Source organism: Veillonella intestinalis, assembly GCF_943193155.1.
Taxonomy (GTDB): Bacteria; Bacillota; Negativicutes; order Veillonellales; family Veillonellaceae; genus Veillonella_A; species Veillonella_A intestinalis.
Map to the genome: position 1 here is coordinate 45322 of NZ_CALPDB010000004.1, position 18480 is coordinate 63801.

Below are 18480 nucleotides of genomic sequence, written 5' to 3' on the forward strand. Positions count from 1 at the left end.
GAAGAAGTACAGCGGATATAGAGAAAACCGCAAAGATTGTAATAGGAGGGTAGGTGTTGCCTGTGACCGGATTAGCCATAGTGCTACTGGTTATTTTTATTCTGATCGTTGTTGCTATTTTTAACCCTATTAGCTATGCTGTAGAATTGGTGACTCGTAAGCCATATAAATTCCGCTTTTATATCCAATGGTGGGGTAAAATGTTCCGTATACATTTTATATATGAACAAGGTAAACCGTTTTTTAAAGAAGTATATATTTTGCGCAAAGCCAAATTAGGCGCTGTACGAGATTATGAAGATTGGCTATCTCGCCGTGTGGCAGAAGAAACGGAAGATCCTGATGAATCTAAAGTATATGAAGAGGAATTAGAGCCTTATCGGACACAAGTAGAAGAACCAACTACAGAAACCGTTAAAGTTGTTAAACAGGTTCGCTTTGATGCGGAAGGGAATCCCATTGAACGAATTGAAGAAACTATGGAGAAACCAATCAAATCTACCTTTGGTAGTAATGTTGAAAATCCATCAAAAACTGAGACGGAAACAGCTAATAAAGAGGTAGTGGCTACAGAAGATACAACAACAGAAGAAGCTACCGAAGCAAAAATTAAAAAAGAAGAAGACCCTCATAAACGTTGGTGGTTAAAACATGTGTTGAATGGTGCTTTGTATGAAAAGCTTTTATTAGTAACTAAACGTTGCTACAATCATTCTAAGCCACGTTACTGTCATATTGAAGGTCAATTTGGCACGGGTGACCCTTATAAAATGGGATTAACCGCTGCAGCTTTATATTCTATTTGGCCTGAAAAAATGGCGCATGTAGAATTGAGTTATGTAGAGCCAATTTGCAAAGGTAGTTTTGAAATTCGTGGACATATTAGCCCTGGTGTCTTAGCTTGGTATGGGACTTTATTTGCTGTATCTCAACCAGTACGAGCGTTATTAATTGATGCGGTAAAAGCTGGTTGGCGCTATCGCAAAGCGCAAAAAGCTAAGAAGCAAGCTGAGGCAAATACAGACGATAATGATAAAGCTATGGCAGCTTAATATTCAGAATAAAATAACGAAACCATAACTGGTGTGAAGTACACATGCAATATAAGGAGGATACTCATGGAAAATAAATGCACTTTTATTAAAGATAATTTGGAGCCAATTTTTGAAAAATTCAAAGATATGATTAAAGTAGAAACTGTGGTAGGTGAAGCGATTCAAATTGGCGATGCTACATTAGTTCCTTTTGTTGATGTAACTATGGGCTTTGGTAGCGGTGGCGCTGGTAAAGCTGAATGTGGCGGTGCTGGTGGCGGCGCTAAAATGGAACCTACAGCTATTCTTGTAATTAAAGGTGAACGTGTTGAACTCTTCAACATTAAAGGTTCTGCTAAATACAGCGGTTTTGATCGTCTTATTGGTATGGTTCCTGAAGTAATCTCTAAATTAAAGAAGGATAAATATATTTACATCAATGAAAATGATGAAAAATAAGAAATAATCTCCAATATTAATTAATTTTGAATAAAATTAATTCTTTCATGTGAGATTCATTATCAATAGGTAAGATGTATACATAGACAAAAATAAATGTGTAAAAAGAGAATTTATTTTGTCATGTATTGTAGTTTACTCACATTTTTGTTACTATAAAGAGTATAGAGTAATGTAGGCTCTAGATTTGTAAGGAGGTCTTTGGGACATGAATTTTAAAAAGAATCTTGCTGCTTTAGCAGTTATTGGAACAATTGGTTTGGGTGCAGCTAGCGCAGCTAACGTAGGCGTAGTTAATATGAGTCAAGTAATGCAATCTTACCCTGGTTATGGTGCTATTCAGATGCAGGCTCAAAAAGTTCAACAGGAATATGCGCCTAAACTTCAGAAATTAGAAACTGAAATTAATGCTATTAAAGATGAAAAAGCTAAACAGGAAGCTATTGATAAAAAATATGCACCAGTAGCTCAGAAATACAATGAAGAAATGAATAAAATCTTCGCTCCTGTAGATAGCAAAATCCAAGAAAAATTGGATCAAGTACGTGCTCAGAAAAACTTACCATTCATCGTAGCTAACCCTAGCGTAATCGTAAGCATCGAGCCAAACTCTACTGCTGAAAACATCACTGATGATGTAATTGCTTTGTTAAAATAATAGCAGTTAACAAATTGAATCAGTAAAGGGACTGCCTTAGGGCAGTCCCTTATAAAAAGAGAGCCAAGGATTTCCTTGGCTCTCTTTTGTTATGTATTGTTTTATAACTATGTATTTTATTCAGGTTTATTAATTAAAGTAACAACAAATTCGCTATCTTCTACTAATGTGGCTTGAATAAAGTTGTCACCATTAAATTGAAGTACCGTACCTGGTGTTAATATATGTTGTTCTTCTTGGTTAAGCTGTACATCTACTTTGCCTTTTACAACAGTAAAGACTACATTTGCTTCAGGATGGTTGTGGTTTTCAACTTTTTCACCAGCTTTACCACCTTTTTTTACTACGATAAAATTAGGACCTTGGAATAATAAACCTAAGTCGTTCTTTTCAGTACCTACCATGGGAATTCCTCCTTAGAGAATACAAAAAAATACTTGCCGACAGTACGTTGCGTTTCACACTATAAGGGAAAGGTAATTAGTAAGAAAGCGCAATGGGTCACCTGCCGGCAAGATATATATAAGTATGCTACAACAGTAAGGCATTATAGGTTTTTACAGGGTTTCAAACTATATGTTGCAGCATAACCTATATCGAAGGTAAATGGCCTCTTACGCTAGCTTACCAATAGCTATTAGATATGTATTTATAGACTTGTATTAGGCACGAACTACTTTATATTGTGGGAATTCGCCATCAATGAGTTCAACCGCAAATTTAAAATTGCTATCAGCGGCGCTAATAAAACCTTGGAACCAGGCTTGATAAGCGGCCATCATAAAAGTCTGATCAACACCAGCTTTGGCCCAGTTGGATTTTTGATTAGCATGACTACCTTCCCAAATAAATTCAGCATCTGTATCAGCTAATACGGTATCGCCACCATCACAAGGCATGCCATTGAGATAGTAATTTTGCATAATTTGGTATATTTCTTGAGGACGATGTTCACCATTGCCTAATTCGTCAGCAGCTACTTTACCACAAGCGGCCCCTTGGGTTACGAAGGCTGTTAAAATTGCTTCTTCTACTTCACTACCAGCACAGTCCAATAAATCTTTAATAAAATTTGCTTCTCGGACTGTAGCAATTTCTATTTGATTTTGTAACCAGCCATGAATATTATTATGGTCGATAATCATCTGTAAATTTCGATCCGCTGGAATTGGTTTGCCATATAAATCAAGAGCTACAAAATGAAGTTCATCAGCTAAATCGCCTACCGCTTTTTGCGCTTCTTCATACACTAATTGTTCGCGCTCAATAACGAGGCGAATTTTTTTATATAACCAAAAATGGATATGACCTAATACTGCTGACATGCTTATGCTCCTTTACGAATTTTTTCTAAACGACTTACTAATTCATCAACATCAAAACCATGGATAGAGGCGGCTTGCCATAATGGTTCTGACGTAGCGGAAGGACAGCCAAGGCAGCCCATACCAATTTCTTGGAGCGCTGGAATTGTATTTGGGTAAACTTCAATAATTTCACGGATGATAGAGTTTTCAGTAATTGGATCCCCTTGATTTAAGCCTTGAGCTCCTTTACTACCCATGCCAGGTAAGTTCACAAGTGGTTCGTTAGCATTTGGATTTGCTGCTGTAGCGCTTATTGTATTCACAGGGCTAGCTACGGCTTTAGCTCCATCAACTGGAGTAATATTGCCTAATACGGCTTCTTTAAACGCTTCAAGACCAATGCGGTCGATGAAGGCACCAATACGTTCAATATGAGCATTTTCTTTGTAGAAAGTCACCATACGGTCCACTAATTCAAGTACTTCTTTTTCAGTGGCTACTTCAGCGATTAAATCGCCAAATCGAGGATGAGCACCGGCACTGCCACCAGCGTATACTTGCCAGCCTTCAGCGGTACCAATAACGCCAATATCCTTAGTAATGGATTCAGAACAAGAGTTAGGGCAGCCAGATACGCCCATTTTCATTTTAGAAGGCATTTCTTGTGAAACATATAATTTATCTAATTTCATACCAAGACTAACGCTGTCTTGTTTAGCACGTTTACAGAAGGTTGTACCTGGGCAGATTTTTACGCTGCGTACACGATTAGATGTTGTATAGGCTGGTGCCATGCCGAGCATTTCCCAAGCTTTATCTACATCTTCTTGTTTTAAGTTAGTGATCATAATTCGTTGACCACCAGTAATTTTTAGTGTAGCTTTAAATGTATTGGCTACATCAATAAATTTTTGAAGCATTGCTGGTTGTACAAAACCACCAGGAATGCGTGGAGTAATAGCGTAACGGCGTTGTCCGTTACGAATGCGTTGTAAGTTACCTGCTACTTGAGCCATAATTCATCGTCCTTTCCCTTGACGGCGCTTCTTTACGAGCGCGTTACTTCTACGTATAATTAAAGAGTAGTGTATCATCTTGTGGGAACACTACTTCGTGTTTACATGTTCATTATAGGGCATGTTACATGATTTGTATGTAGCCAGTGCTACATTTTTATTTTTTTAGATATACTTTTAAAATGATTCGTAATTGCAATTTACTCATAGTTGAGATAGGTTGAGGCAACAATGAAACAATTATATGAAAAGGTTCTTACAGGACGCTTTGTGAAACGGCCGAACCGTTTTGTCGTGCAGTTAGCAATGGATCACTTGCAAGGTGAGATTGTATCGGCTCATTTGCCAAATCCAGGGCGTATGTGGGAACTTTTATATCCAAATGTTAAATTTTATGTAGTTCATCACCCTAAAGTAGGTGCTAAAACCCAATATCGTGTTATTGGCATCGAACGTGATGGGGTACCGATTATGTTAGATACTAATTATAGTAATGATGTAGCTGAATATTTAATTAGTACTAAACAAATTCCCGGTTGGGAAGCGTGGTCTGTAGTGCGCCGAGAGTATACGGTGGGGCAAAGTCGTTTTGATTTATTACTCACTAATGAAGAAGAAGAATCCTTTTTACTGGAAGTGAAGTCCTGCACCTTGTTTAGCCGTCATGGGGCTATGTTCCCTGATGCTATTACAGAACGTGGGCGTAAACATTTACTCCACTTGCAACATTTACAAAGTGAAGGCTATCATACAGGAGTGTTGTTTTTAGTACAATGGGAGTATGCGCAATGGTTTTTACCTGATTATCATACCGATTTAGCCTTTGCTCAGACTTTTGCAGCCGTGGCGGGTGATCTGGACTGGAAGGCAGTCGCACTTCGGTGGACTGAGGATTTTACCATGCCTACGGTTATTCGTGAATGTCAGTATAAGGCTGATTTAGTAGCTCAAGAAGGGCAGGATCGAGGGGATTATTTAGTAGTGTTATATTTGCCAGAGACAATGGATTTAGAAATTGGTAGTAAAGGGACTATGCATTTTGAACGAGGCTATTATACATATGTAGGTTCAGCTAAAGCGAATTTGACGAAACGCTTGGAGCGTCATAAACGAAAACGTAAGAAATTGCATTGGCATTTAGATTATTTTCGTTCCCATTGTGAAATGATAGCCGCCATGCCTATTCGTAGTAGTGCCGATTTAGAATGTGAGCTAGCAAAGGCGATGCAACAGCTAGATACTTGGGAGATTACGGGTTTTGGGTGTAGTGATTGCGACTGTACAAGCCATCTCTTTGGTAGTAGCTACAACCCCATTCACCATGAGCCTTTTATGCTCATGGTGGAAGATTTCCGCATGAATCGGCTAGATTCACTGATGGGGATTGAGGCAAAATAAAATGACCTATGGTCTATGTAACCTGCTTTTGTTACATGTAAAATACAGATAGGAGATTATCATTTTACAGAGAGCGTATGTAATGAAATAATAATGATTAAAGACCATATTTTTCAGGTATAAAGCCTAATAAGTAGCATTATACCGCTAAAAATGCTATAATATAAGTTGCTAATAAATTAAATTGAAGAATAAACAAGCGATTAGTTATTTTAAATGAGGTGAGACTGTGGAGGAAACGACCTGGAGTCATGGGAAAATAGAACCCATCCAGATTGATAAAGAGATGAAGAGCTCCTATATCGATTATGCTATGAGTGTAATCGTTATGCGTGCCTTACCAGATGTTCGCGATGGTCTAAAGCCAGTGCATCGTCGTATTTTGTACGCTATGCATGAAACTGGCATGGCGCCAAATAAGCCATACAAGAAATCGGCCCGTATCGTCGGGGACGTACTTGGTAAATATCATCCACATGGGGATAGTTCAGTATATGATGCCACTGTGCGTTTAGCGCAAGATTTCAATACGCGCTACCTCTTGGTAGATGGCCATGGTAACTTTGGTTCTATTGATGGTGACTCAGCGGCGGCTATGCGTTATACAGAAGTTCGTATGGCTCGCATTACAACGGAAATGTTGGCTGATATTGACAAAGATACTGTTGATTTCATGCCAAACTATGACGAATCTTTGCAAGAACCAACTGTATTACCAGCGAAGATTCCAAATTTATTGATTAATGGTTCGGCTGGTATTGCTGTAGGGATGGCGACTAACATTCCACCGCATAACTTAAATGAAGTAGCGGATGGTTTGATTATGCTTATCGATAATCCAGATGCGGATGTAGCAGATTTGATGACGGCCATCAAAGGACCAGACTTCCCAACCGGTGCGTTAATTCTTGGCCGTGAAGGCATTAAAAAGGCATATAGCACTGGTCGTGGCAGCATTAAGATGCGTGCTCGCGCTACCATTGAAGAGATGAATAAAGGGAAGCACCGCATTGTAGTGACGGAAATTCCGTATCAGGTTAATAAGGCTCGTGTTATTGAAAATATTGCCGAGTTAAGCCGTGATAAAGTAATTGATGGCATTACAGCTCTTCGTGATGAAAGTGACCGTCGTGGTTTGCGCATTGTAGTAGAACTTCGTGCTGATGTGCAGCCAGATATTGTGCTTAACAAATTATATAAACATACGCAATTGCAAGATACTTTTGGCGTTATTATGTTGGCCTTAGTTGACGGCCATCCAAAAGTATTAACCTTGAAAGAAGTATTGAGCCATTATTTGAATCATCGTTTAGGCGTTATTGTGCGTCGTACGCAATTCGAATTGGCCAAGGCAGAAGCTCGTGCTCATATTTTAGAAGGTTTGCTCATTGCCCTTGATCATATTGATGAAGTTATTGCTACTATTCGTGCGTCTGAAACGGATGATATTGCGAAGAAGGCCTTAATTGAAAAATTCGGTTTATCTGAAAAGCAAGCCGTTGCTATTTTAGATATGCGTTTACGTCGTTTAACAGGCTTAGAACGTGAAAAAATCGAAGATGAATACAAACAACTTGAAATTCTTATTGCTGATTTGAAAGCTATTTTAGCTAGCGAAGAACGTCAACGTGGTATCATCAAAGAAGAATTGACGGAAATGAAACAAAAATATGGTGATGACCGTCGCAGTGAAATTACAATTGATACATCAGAACTTGATGTGGAAGATTTAATTGCTGACGAAGAAATGGTAATTACCTTAACTCGTCAAGGCTATATTAAACGCATGAATGCTAATGTATATCGCAACCAACATAAAGGTGGCGTAGGCGTTGTGGGGATGAAGACGAAGGAAGATGATTATGTAGTACAGATTTCTCATGTACGCACTCATAATACACTTCTATTCTTCACTACCGCTGGTCGGGCATATCGCTTGAAAGGCTACGAAGTGCCAGAAGCATCGAGTCGCAATTCACGGGGTACAGCGATTATCAATGTATTACCACTCAATGTAGGGGAAGCTGTTACCACGATGATTGATATGGAAACAGTAAATCATGACTTGAACCTATTCTTAGTAACGAAACAAGGCGTGGTGAAACGTACTTCTATTGAAGAATATCGCAATATTCGTCGCAGTGGTCTTAATGCTATTTCCTTAGGGGAAGAAGATCGCTTAATTGCCGTTTGCTTAACCACCGGTGGTCAAGACATTCTCTTAGGTACTCGCAAAGGTATGGCGATTCGTTTCAATGAAGAAGATGCTCGCCTTATGAAACGATCGGCTCAAGGTGTGCGTGGCATTAAATTGAATGCTGGTGACGAAGTAGTTGGAGCCGGTGTCATTACAGAATCAGGTGAAGCTTGTCAGGTATTCACTATTAGTGAAGAAGGTTTTGGTAAACGAAATAGTGAAGATGCGTACAGTCTCCAAAAACGAGGCGGTAAAGGGACGAAAAACTTCCGTATTACCGACAAAACCGGTGATGTAGTGGCTGTTGAAATCGTAACTGATAATGACGAAGTGATGTTGATTTCCGAACAAGGCAAGATTATTCGCTTTGATATGAAAGACATTGCTATCAAAAAAGGCAAAGCTATCTCTGGTGTGAAAACACAAAGTCTTGATGCAGGTGATAAAGTAGCTTCCGTTGCTATCATTGCAAAAGCAGAATTAGAAGACGAAGAAACTAGTTTATTCTAAGTAGACTTATTATAAACAGTTGGCATTGTAAATTATAAAATTTGCACATAATAAAGAGCTGTAACGATATGTGGATTTATTTCACAATGACGTTACAGCTCTTTTTTATAACATGCTATATACACATTCTAATAAAGTAAGGGCTAAGATACAATTAATCAAGCGAAAGTGTTGATTATAGATTCGTTGTAAAGCAAGGCCGGCAGCGATCCAAGAACCCGTTGCAATACAGCCCATAGTAGCAATAAATACATTAGCGGTAATCAGCCAAAATAATTCGGTTGTAATTGGTGCTATATATCCTGTTAAGGCTGTGATGCCAAAAATATAGATTTTTACATTGACGAATTGAAGTAAAAATCCCTTTAAAAAGGAAGCCGACTGGGTAGTTGTAGCCTTTTGTGGTTTACTAGTAGCTATATTAAAAGCAAGCCATAGTATATACAGAATGCCAATATATTTTATAATTAGTAATAGTTCGGGAAACGCAGCACCCATAAAAAAGACAAAAAGCCCGCAAATAACTTGAACTACAAAATAGCCTACAAATATTCCAAAAAACAAAGGTTTACCTTTTAACCAACCATATACATTGGTAGTATTGAGGGCTAATATATTACCTGGCCCAGGTGTAAAGGCATTAATAATACAGTATATAATAAAATTGCTAACTATATAGGCTGACATAAATTCATCTCCTAACTAATATAATATATGCTAAGTGAAATTTGAATGTGTAGTATTAGTTAAGAGGATATCATAAATTGTTTATTGATAGGTAATACATTAAAAATTAGGTTATCCATAGCTTAAAACTATGGATAACCTTTAAAATTTAATTTATGTGTTACATAAAAGTGTTACAGCACTATATAGGGTTATAAATGTTCATAATTTTTTAGGGCATTTACATATAAATTAGCTAAGGTGGATAGGGGTTGATTAGCTAGTTGAATATAGCCAATAGTAATTGTTTCTTCCACTGCGAGTGGCACAGCGATTAAGGCGTCTCCTTGTAAGTAGCTTGGCATAATACCACTGGATACGGTATAACCATCTAGACCGATTAATAAGTTAACGACTGATGCACGGTCACTAATGCGTACGATTTTATCGGTAGGTAAAGTACTAAGGATTTCTTCCGCATAATATTCTGATTCATAAGGGCCTTGTAAAAAGTTAAGTCGTGCATACGGTTTCAAATCATCTAAGGTGATGATTTCTTTATGAGCTAATGGATGATGACGGCGTAAAAACACATGCGGTTTAGTTGTAAATAAGGGTGTAAAGGTAAGTTGTCGTTGTGCGATTTCTTTACGTAATACAGTTTCATTGTTGGCACTGATATATAAAATGCCAAGATCACTAAAGCGATTTTTAACATCCTCTAATATTTGATACGTTCTTGTTTCATTGAGGATGAATTCAAAACGATCTTCGCCAAATTGTTTGACCATATCTACGAAAGCATTAGCTGTAAAGGTATAATGCTGTGTTGACACAGCAAATCGTACTTTTTCAGGTTGATTATTAATGAAGGTATCCTCTAATAATTCCATTTGTTGGCATACGGAACGTGCATATCCTATAAATTGTTGCCCAAATTGTGTAAGGATAACACCATTTCGTTGACGAATAAACAGAGGCTCTTTTACTGTTTTTTCAATATCATGAAGTGCATTGGAGAGGCTCGGTTGTGATATGTATAAACGACGTGCTGCTTCAGTGATTGAGCCTGTTTCAGCAATCATAAGAATATATTTCAGTTGTTGTAAGGTCATAGGAACTCCTCATGGTGAGTAGGTAGATGAAGTAATTAAAGTAATTAAATTATCGAGTAGTGGATAGCCTGCTTATATGAAAATGGGTGAGCAAGTATCTGTTTATACTATGTATAGTACCAAAGAATTAAGCTGGCGGATATAGGAAGTTTATAGGATTCGTAACTTTTTTATAACTTTCATTGAAAGGAATTCTCTTTTGCACAATTTTATGGTACAATACATATATAAAGAATGAGATATATAGATATAGTTTGTTTTACAAAGTAGTATTATATAGTATAATAAAAGAGTTCGTCCCTATGAGGGAAGGCTTAGGATTTTAAATAGACAGTATTGTAGGAGGCGAGTCCTATTTTAGAATTTAAACGATTTGAATTAAAAGATAAACCTATTATTGATGATTATTTTGCGGAACATCATTACGAAGCATCGGATTGTTGTTTCACAACTTTATTTATGTGGCAAGATCCCTATGGTATTCAGTGGGCTGAAGAAGATGGGGTACTCTTTATTAAAGGGGGCGGTAAACGAGAACCATTTATGTTACCCCCATTTGCTGGTAAAGATGCTAAATTTGTAGATGGTCTTGAAATGGCAAAAGAATGGTTTAAAGTAAATAATTTGCCTTTCCGTCTTAAAGGGGTAAATCCTATTATGATGGAACGGATGAATACGTTATGCCCTGATTGTTATGAATTTACACCAGATAGAGATAATTTTGAGTATATTTATAAAACACAAGATTTAATTTCTTTGTCCGGTAAAAAATTACGGCAGAAGAAAAATCACTTGAATCAGTTCCGTATGCAATACACAAATTATGAGTATATGCCACTTACGGATGATATTTTTGCTGATTGTATTGCTACTGCTGAGTCCTGGGTAGAAACACATCATGAAGAAGGCATTGAAGATGAATTAGAAGCTATTAAATTATTATTTAAACACTGGGATGAGTTAGGTCTTGTTGGCGGTGCTATCAAGTTATTTGGTCGTATTGAGGCATTTACTATTGGTCAGTTGTTGAATGAACGAATTGCTTTAATTCATATTGAAAAAGCTAATCCAACAATTCGTGGCTTATATCAGGCGATTAATAATGAATTTGTTCGTCATGAATTTGCCGATACAGAGTTTGTAAATCGTGAAGAAGATATGGGCTTACCAGGTCTTCGCAAAGCGAAAGAGTCATATAATCCAGATCATTTTGCAGAAAAATATGACGCAGTGTATGCTGATCAATGTCCCATTGAGTTATAATTCATAGAGGAGTCCATGGGACTCCTCTTTTTGTATAGAATTTGGTTAATATTAAATAGTAATAGTAGAGGTAATATATGGACTTTAGAATAGCAACAGCTCAAGATACAGAAGCGGTTAAAAATTTATGGGCGTACTGTTTTGAAACAGCCGAGGATCCATTTTTTAAGTATTATTTTTCAAAGGCCTATGAACCAGAACATACAATGGTAGGCTATGATGGTGAGTTATTAGCGAGTATGGTACATTTGCGCCAATATACATTACATGTTCGCGGGGCGGCCTTACCTGTTAGTTACATGGTAGGGGTGGCTACTGATCCAGTAGCCCGTCGTGGTGGTATTGGTGGCCAATTATTGCTGTCTTCACTAGAGGAGTTAAAACAGCGTGGTCAAGGTATAACAATTCTTATGCCATCAAAGGCTGCTTTTTATCAGCAGTATGGTTGGGAATTATATGCGCATCAATGGGTGCAGACCATGTCGTTGGAAGAACTTCGTCCATTAACGGATAAGACGCTGCAGTTTGGTTTATTACAGAGTGAAGAGGAGTGGCAAACATTAGCGCCTGTATATGAAGCGTATACTAAAGGCCTATCTGGTTATGCTATTCGTGGAGAAAAAGAATGGCGTCGTTTATTGGGGAGTTTTTTTGCTGAAGGTGTGCGCGTAGCCTATGTAGCTGATGAAGCGGGGCAAATTGAAGGGTATGCTGTATATCGTTTAGGCGCAGAAGAAATCCCTGTGACTGAGTTTGTATATACTTCGCGTCGCGCTCAGAAGGGCTTACTTAATTATTTATATAATCATCGCTCCCAAGGAAGTTCTATTCGTTGGAATGAAGGGTTACATGACGAGTCGTACATTTTTCATCCTAATGGTAAAATAGGTCATACAACTATGCCGTATATGATGAGTCGTATTGTGGATGTCAGCACTGCTATGGCTAGTGTACCAGTTCATATTGATGGCCATTGGCGTCATATTCCTTGCGTTTCAGAGTCTGGTACATATACTTTTACATTAGGTGTGAAAGATACATTAGCTACTTGGAATGAAGGAACGTATGAAGTAACAATTCAAAGCGATGGTAGTGTTCAGGCCAAAAAAATAGCTGACCAGATACTAGAGAGTGCACAAGTCGTTAGTGAAGTGGGAGCGTTAAGTTTAATCCTTATAGGCCGCATGACAGCTACCGAATTAGTATTTGAAGGAAAAATTAAGGGTGATGAAACGGCTTTAATGATGCTGAATCGTGTATATCCAAAACAAAAAACATACATTAATGAATGGTGGTAAGGCTAATCAGTGTTATAATGGATATAATGGAGTTATAATACTGTATTGTCATTAAAAGCATGGAGGACCGAATGAAAGATTTATATTGCATGTTAGAGAGAGAGGTACTACCTGCTTTTGGTTGTACAGAGCCGATTGCTTTGGCTTTTGCAGCGGCTAAAGCTGTAGAGGTTTTGGGAACATTTCCTACCACCTTACACGCTGATTGTAGTGGTAATATTATTAAAAATGCTAAAAGTGTGACTATCCCTAATGCAGAGGGACGCACAGGTTTTTATTATAGCTTAATTTTGGGGGCCATCGTTGGTGATGCATCTAAGGAGTTAGAAGTTCTGGAAGGCCTTACAAGTGCTGATGTAGCACGAGCTGATGAGTTATTTGACAGCAATTTCTGTACGGTTGCCTTAGCTGAAGGGGTAGCTAATTTATATATTCATGTGACAGCTAAAACGGCAGATCATGAGGTACAAGTTACTGTTCAGCAGAAACATACGAATATTACTCATATTGAAAAAGATGGGGTTGTATTGTTAGATATTCCTATGGAGCAAATATTAGCTGATGAACTTCAAATGACCTTTGATGATTGTTATGAATTTGCAGAAGAAGCTGATTTAGGGCGTTTAAAAGAAATTTTAAGCCGCCAGTTTGAATATAATATGGCGATTGCCGAAGAGGGAATGAAAAATTCTTATGGCTCTAATATTGGCAAATTAATTATAGAAGAGTCTGCCTCTATTGCTGATAAGGCACGCGCTTATGCAGCCGCTGGTTCTGATGCGCGGATGGGTGGCTGTAGCATGCCAGTTATGATTAATTGTGGCAGTGGTAATCAAGGTATTACCTTGTCAGTGCCTATTTTAGTATATGCAGAAGAATATAAGATTTCAGAAGAACGTCGTTATCGAGCATTGGCTCTAGCTAATGTATTAGCTTTATATATTAAGCATGATATTGGTCGTTTAAGTGCGTATTGTGGCGTGGTTAGTGCAGCGTCCGCTACGGCGGCGGGGATTGCCTATCTTTTAGATGAGCCTAAAGAAGTTGTTTGGGAAACCTTATCTAATGCTTTAGTAGGTACATCTGGGGTTGTTTGTGATGGGGCCAAAGCATCTTGCGCTATGAAAATCGGTATGTCCTTAGGCAATGCTCTGTTATCATATCGTCAAGCTAAGACGAATAATAGTTTTAAAAATGGCGATGGTATTGTGAAGGGCTCCATTGATGATACAGTGCACACAGTAGGGCGCATTGCTCGAGATGGAATGCGTGAAACCGATATTGTTATTTTACAATCAATGATTGAAAAATAAATTGTTAGTAATTCAAGCGTTACTGAATCGTTGTAGAGAGGATGAGAGTTATGAGTAAAACAGTGTTTATTACAGGAGCTACCTCTGGTATTGGTCGAGCTACGGCTGAAGCATTTGCTAAGGCAGGTTATAATTTGTTATTATGTGCTCGCCGCTTAGACGTGTTAGACAATTTAAAGTCTGAGTTTGAACCAGAATACAAGATTAAAGTAACTACCTTTGCACTTGATGTAACCGATCGTGAAGCGGTAAGTTCTGAAATACCTAAACAAATTGAAGCCGTTGGTGGTGTAGATATTTTAGTAAATAATGCAGGCCTTGCTCAAGGGTTAGATTCTTTTGAAACGAGCTCCATTGATGATATGGAAACTATGATTGATACGAATGTAAAAGGCTTGTTGTATGTGTCCCGTACAGTATTACCATTTATGATTGAAAAAAATCAAGGCCATATTGTTAACTTAGGTTCTACCGCTGGTATTTATGCCTATGCTAAAGGGGCTGTATATTGTGCCACTAAAGCGGCTGTTAAAACGTTAAGTGATGGTATTCGTATTGATACGATTGAAACAGATATTAAAGTGACTACTATTCAGCCGGGTATTGTAGAAACGCCATTTAGTGAAGTTCGTTTCCATGGTGATAAGGCTAAAGCGGCTGCTGTATATGCTGGTGTAGAAGCATTACAAGCTGAAGATATTGCTGAAATCATCGTATTTGCCGCTACACAACCAAAACGAGTACAGATTTCAGATATTACGATTATGGCAAATCAGCAAGCGACAGGCTTTATGATTGCGAAGAAATAAAATTATAGATTGACGCCAACTACAACCTTAATTTGGCTATAGTTGGCGCCTTTTTAAAAGTGAGGAGAATATATGAGTTCATTACCAATTGTTGACAATTTTAAAATGTGTATGACTAAAAAATACATGACTTTTCAAGGGCGTGCGAGTCGTGGTGAATATTGGAAGTTTGTTTTAGTGCAGTTTATTATTATGCTCATAGTAGGTATTATCGCTTGGATGTTTACCTTCGATGAAGGCACATTAGACATTATTACGACTCTTGTAGGCTTGCCATTTTTATTGCCTTCCCTAGCGGTACAAGTTCGGCGCTTGCACGATTTGGGCCGTAGTGCTTGGTGGCTGTTACTTCATTTAGTCCCTTATGCAGGCTCTTTCGTATTGTTTATTTTCTCGATTATGAAAGGGAAACCAGAGGCTAATGAATATGGTCCTGTCCCTAATTATAGTTATTATGGGGAATAATAAAGATTAGCAGTATGAAAAAGCAGATGCCTCTTAGCATCTGCTTTTATTGTATAAGGACTGTTACTTTGATAAAAATCATGTATAATAAAGAGTATCGTACAGTAGTTTATTTTAGAGGAGTGAGCTATATGCCATGTAAACAATGTGGGCGTGAACAGCAGGGTGGTCATTTTTGTTCTCATTGTGGTCAGCCTTTGGAACCAGGGGCTCGCTTTTGTACCCATTGTGGTCAAGCAACTATTATTACATCAGTGCCTATCGTAACTGATCGTATAGGCTCGTTAGGTTTAATAGATAATTTTAAAATGTGTATGACTAAAAAATATTGGTCAGTTCAGGGTCGTGCCACTCGCGGTGAATATTGGAAATTTCAATTATTATTGGTAGCTCTTTGGGTTTTAATTGGAGGGCCTTGCCTATTTGCTGCCATTATGTTAGGTGATACGGTAGGACATGATCTGTCTATGGGGCTATTTTTTCTGTTGTTAGTCGTGCTTTTTATAGCTTTTATACCACCTAATCTATGTTGTGAAATTCGTCGTTTTCATGATGCTGGTTTTAGTGGTTGGTGGCTACTTTTGAATTTTATACCAGGCGGTAGCATGGTTTGCTTTATTTTTACCTTGTTGCCAAGTCAATTAGGGCCTAATGAGTATGGGCCATTACCAGATTATTCTGAAATTAAGTCAAATATGCAAAATATCTCTTGACAAAGTATATGTGTTTGTGAGAGAATAACAACCATCAAATGAAATAAGCGATGAGCAGGTATAAAGAACTATTTAGTGGCTTACAGAGAGTTGCCGGTTGGTGTGAGGCAATAGGACGAATAGTATCGAAACTCTCCTGTGAGCTTTGTGGCTGAATAGAAGTAAGCCATGACGGTAGTTCCGTTATAACTAGAAGAGAACCAACTAGGGTGGTACCGTGTTATAGTTTATGATGCCCCTGGAACACAGTAATGTGATTCCAGGGGCTTTTTTGATACTTTCATTTGATACGATGATTAAGAAGAATATACATAGTGATTCTTCTTAATTATGGTATTCATTAATTGTATCAGCTATATCTATTAACTTATAACGCCCCTGGACGTGCAGTTATGCTGTGCTTCCGGGGGTGTTTTTTAGTATCAGTATTACATCAAGTAGTACGGGTCATTTATTTGCTACGTGTTAGTAATAGTGTAAATTAGTTAAGTCTAAGAGTAATTATTGAGAAAGAAGAGAGAGCCATTAAGAAAGACGAAGGAGAGAGCGTCATTTCTTAGCAAAATAAGGGGGCTATATTGAGTGAGAAGAGAGGTAATCTTATGAGCCAAGTACAAGCAATAACTAACAAACAAGACGTGAATCGAGTGTATTTTTTCGATACTACTTTACGTGATGGCGAACAGAGCCCTGGTGTATCTTTACAGACTCCGGAAAAAATTGAAATCGCTCAGAATCTAGTGCGACTTGGCATTGATGTTATTGAAGCGGGGTTTCCAGCGGCATCACCAGGTGATTTTGAAGCGGTAAAGACCATTGCTGAACAAGTGAAAGGAGCTACTATTTGTGGCTTAGCAAGAGCGAATAAGGCGGATATTGAGCGGACTGCAGAAGCATTACAGCAGGCTGAACGCAGTCGCCTTCACGTATTTATTGCTACTAGCGATATTCACTTGGAATACAAATTGAAAAAGACTCGTGAAGAAGTGATTGCTATTGTGAAAGAGTGCTTGGCTTTTGCAGCGGGGAAATTTGATGAAATTGAATTTTCCGCAGAAGATGCATCCCGTACAGATTTAGATTATTTATGTGAAGTCTTTGAAGTTGCCATTGTTGGTGGCGCTACTATACTTAATGTACCTGACACAGTGGGCTATATGACACCTGATGAATTTGCTTATAAAATTCGCTACATCAAGGAGCATGTGAAAGACATTGATAAGGCTATCATTAGTGTTCATTGCCACGATGACTTAGGTATGGCTAATGCCAATACCTTAGCAGCTATTCAAGCTGGGGCACGCCAAGTAGAAGGGACTATTAATGGTCTTGGCGAACGGGCTGGTAATGTGGGGATTGAAGAAGTGACAATGGCCCTTAAAACACGGCAAGATGTGTATGGTGTTACTACGGCTATTGATACGAAGCAGTTCACACGGGTTAGTAAATTAGTGAGTAAGCTAACTGGTATGGTCGTGCCGCCGAATAAAGCTATTGTGGGGCGCAACGCTTTTGCTCATGAGTCAGGCATTCATCAACATGGTATGTTAAATAATCCTACCACCTATGAAATTATGACTCCAGAGAGCGTAGGGGCTGAAAAAACGAGTATCGTCCTCGGCAAACATTCTGGTCGCCATGCTTTTGACAGTCATTTGGAAACAATGGGCTTCCATTTTACAGCTGAAAAAGTGAACGATTTATTTGCAAAATTCAAAGCCTTAGCGGATCGCAAGAAAGAGATCTTTGATGAAGATATTTTAGCATTGGTTATAGATAATATTGACCATGTAAAAGCTATTGAATTAGTGCATCATCACTATAAATCCAATGAGCGTGGCTATGCATATGCTGATGTGCGCCTTAAGACCCCACAGGGCATTCGTGAAGATGCCGCCGTTGGGGATGGCTCTGTTGATGCATCCCTTAAAGCAGCACAGCGTGTCATTGGTTTACCAATAGAACTTATCGACTATCAGGTGCGAGCGGTAACAGCTGGTCAAGATGCTCTTGGTGAAGTACAAGTGACTATTGCTTATAATGGGCGCCAATATAATGGGCGTGGTGTGAGTACTGACGTTATTTTATCTAGCGTGTTAGCTTATATTAATGCGGTTAACTATGTGTATTTAACAGAAGAAATTGAAAAAGAATTTGAAGAACAAGAAAATTAAATCAAAAGAATTATACCGTGAGAAGCAAATCAAGAGTATTACATTAAAAGCATTAAATTAAGAATAGCCAATTTAAGCAAAATAA

At 38.2% G+C, this 18480-nt stretch carries 17 protein-coding genes and 1 other annotated feature; of the genes, 12 read left to right on the forward strand and 5 right to left on the reverse strand.

The genetic code is table 11. From position 1 onward, the window contains the following. The first annotated feature begins 62 nt into the window (after positions 1-62). From NFR44_RS05515 to NFR44_RS05525, 3 genes are all read left to right on the forward strand, one after another. Entirely contained in the window at positions 63-1052 is a 990-nt protein-coding gene (locus NFR44_RS05515) for a hypothetical protein (protein WP_251441744.1), read from the forward strand. Between the two features lie 66 nt (positions 1053-1118). Continuing rightward, positions 1119-1493: a GerW family sporulation protein gene (locus NFR44_RS05520; RefSeq protein WP_251441745.1), complete on the forward strand. Its 375-nt coding sequence runs from the start codon at positions 1119-1121 to the stop codon at positions 1491-1493. Between the two features lie 208 nt (positions 1494-1701). Beyond that, on the forward strand, positions 1702-2151 hold the full coding sequence (locus tag NFR44_RS05525; RefSeq protein WP_251441746.1) for an OmpH/Skp family outer membrane protein: 450 nt from the start codon (positions 1702-1704) through the stop codon (positions 2149-2151). A 116-nt stretch (positions 2152-2267) separates the two neighbouring features. On the opposite strand, the gene NFR44_RS05530 is transcribed toward NFR44_RS05525, so the two are convergent. The 3 genes from NFR44_RS05530 to NFR44_RS05540 form a co-directional block, all read right to left on the reverse strand. Next, positions 2268-2555: a cupin domain-containing protein gene (locus tag NFR44_RS05530; RefSeq protein WP_251441747.1), complete on the reverse strand. Its 288-nt coding sequence runs from the start codon at positions 2553-2555 to the stop codon at positions 2268-2270. Between the two features lie 258 nt (positions 2556-2813). After that, the gene (locus tag NFR44_RS05535; RefSeq protein ID WP_251441748.1) at positions 2814-3476 is read right to left on the reverse strand and encodes a hypothetical protein; all 663 of its coding nucleotides are present in this window, start codon (positions 3474-3476) and stop codon (positions 2814-2816) included. A 2-nt stretch (positions 3477-3478) separates the two neighbouring features. Continuing rightward, on the reverse strand, positions 3479-4474 hold the full coding sequence (locus NFR44_RS05540; protein WP_251441754.1) for a DUF1858 domain-containing protein: 996 nt from the start codon (positions 4472-4474) through the stop codon (positions 3479-3481). A 231-nt stretch (positions 4475-4705) separates the two neighbouring features. Here NFR44_RS05540 and sfsA point away from each other — a divergent pair, with 231 nt between their 5' ends. Both sfsA and gyrA read left to right on the forward strand, forming a co-directional pair. Beyond that, complete coding sequence (gene sfsA, locus NFR44_RS05545; protein WP_251441757.1) at positions 4706-5872, forward strand: DNA/RNA nuclease SfsA; 1167 nt, start codon at positions 4706-4708, stop codon at positions 5870-5872. Positions 5873-6101: 229 nt separating this feature from the next. Continuing rightward, positions 6102-8579, forward strand: coding sequence for a DNA gyrase subunit A (gene gyrA / locus NFR44_RS05550; RefSeq protein WP_277612533.1), 2478 nt, complete (start codon positions 6102-6104; stop codon positions 8577-8579). 105 nt (positions 8580-8684) lie between these two features. Here gyrA and NFR44_RS05555 read toward each other — a convergent pair whose 3' ends face one another. Both NFR44_RS05555 and NFR44_RS05560 read right to left on the reverse strand, forming a co-directional pair. Then, complete coding sequence (locus tag NFR44_RS05555; RefSeq protein WP_251441764.1) at positions 8685-9266, reverse strand: LysE family transporter; 582 nt, start codon at positions 9264-9266, stop codon at positions 8685-8687. 191 nt (positions 9267-9457) lie between these two features. Next, positions 9458-10360 carry a LysR family transcriptional regulator gene (locus NFR44_RS05560; RefSeq protein WP_251441774.1) on the reverse strand — a complete coding sequence of 301 codons (903 nt, stop codon included), beginning with the start codon at positions 10358-10360 and terminating at the stop codon, positions 9458-9460. A gap of 354 nt (positions 10361-10714) precedes the next feature. Between NFR44_RS05560 and NFR44_RS05565 the strand changes: the two genes are divergently transcribed. From NFR44_RS05565 to NFR44_RS05595, 7 genes are all read left to right on the forward strand, one after another. Then, the gene (locus NFR44_RS05565) at positions 10715-11623 is read left to right on the forward strand and encodes a DUF2156 domain-containing protein (RefSeq protein WP_277612535.1); all 909 of its coding nucleotides are present in this window, start codon (positions 10715-10717) and stop codon (positions 11621-11623) included. Between the two features lie 77 nt (positions 11624-11700). Then, positions 11701-12921: a GNAT family N-acetyltransferase gene (locus NFR44_RS05570; protein ID WP_251441778.1), complete on the forward strand. Its 1221-nt coding sequence runs from the start codon at positions 11701-11703 to the stop codon at positions 12919-12921. A 71-nt stretch (positions 12922-12992) separates the two neighbouring features. After that, complete coding sequence (locus NFR44_RS05575; RefSeq protein WP_251441781.1) at positions 12993-14234, forward strand: L-cysteine desulfidase family protein; 1242 nt, start codon at positions 12993-12995, stop codon at positions 14232-14234. A 50-nt stretch (positions 14235-14284) separates the two neighbouring features. After that, positions 14285-15043 carry an SDR family NAD(P)-dependent oxidoreductase gene (locus NFR44_RS05580; RefSeq protein ID WP_251441784.1) on the forward strand — a complete coding sequence of 253 codons (759 nt, stop codon included), beginning with the start codon at positions 14285-14287 and terminating at the stop codon, positions 15041-15043. A 72-nt stretch (positions 15044-15115) separates the two neighbouring features. After that, the gene (locus tag NFR44_RS05585; RefSeq protein WP_251441787.1) at positions 15116-15508 is read left to right on the forward strand and encodes a DUF805 domain-containing protein; all 393 of its coding nucleotides are present in this window, start codon (positions 15116-15118) and stop codon (positions 15506-15508) included. A gap of 131 nt (positions 15509-15639) precedes the next feature. Continuing rightward, positions 15640-16221 (forward strand): DUF805 domain-containing protein, encoded by a 582-nt coding sequence (locus tag NFR44_RS05590; RefSeq protein WP_251441792.1) that lies wholly within the window; start codon positions 15640-15642, stop codon positions 16219-16221. Between the two features lie 41 nt (positions 16222-16262). Beyond that, positions 16263-16464, forward strand: a binding site (T-box leader). Positions 16465-16823: 359 nt separating this feature from the next. After that, on the forward strand, positions 16824-18395 hold the full coding sequence (locus NFR44_RS05595) for a 2-isopropylmalate synthase (RefSeq protein ID WP_277612534.1): 1572 nt from the start codon (positions 16824-16826) through the stop codon (positions 18393-18395). Positions 18396-18480: the final 85 nt, after the last annotated feature.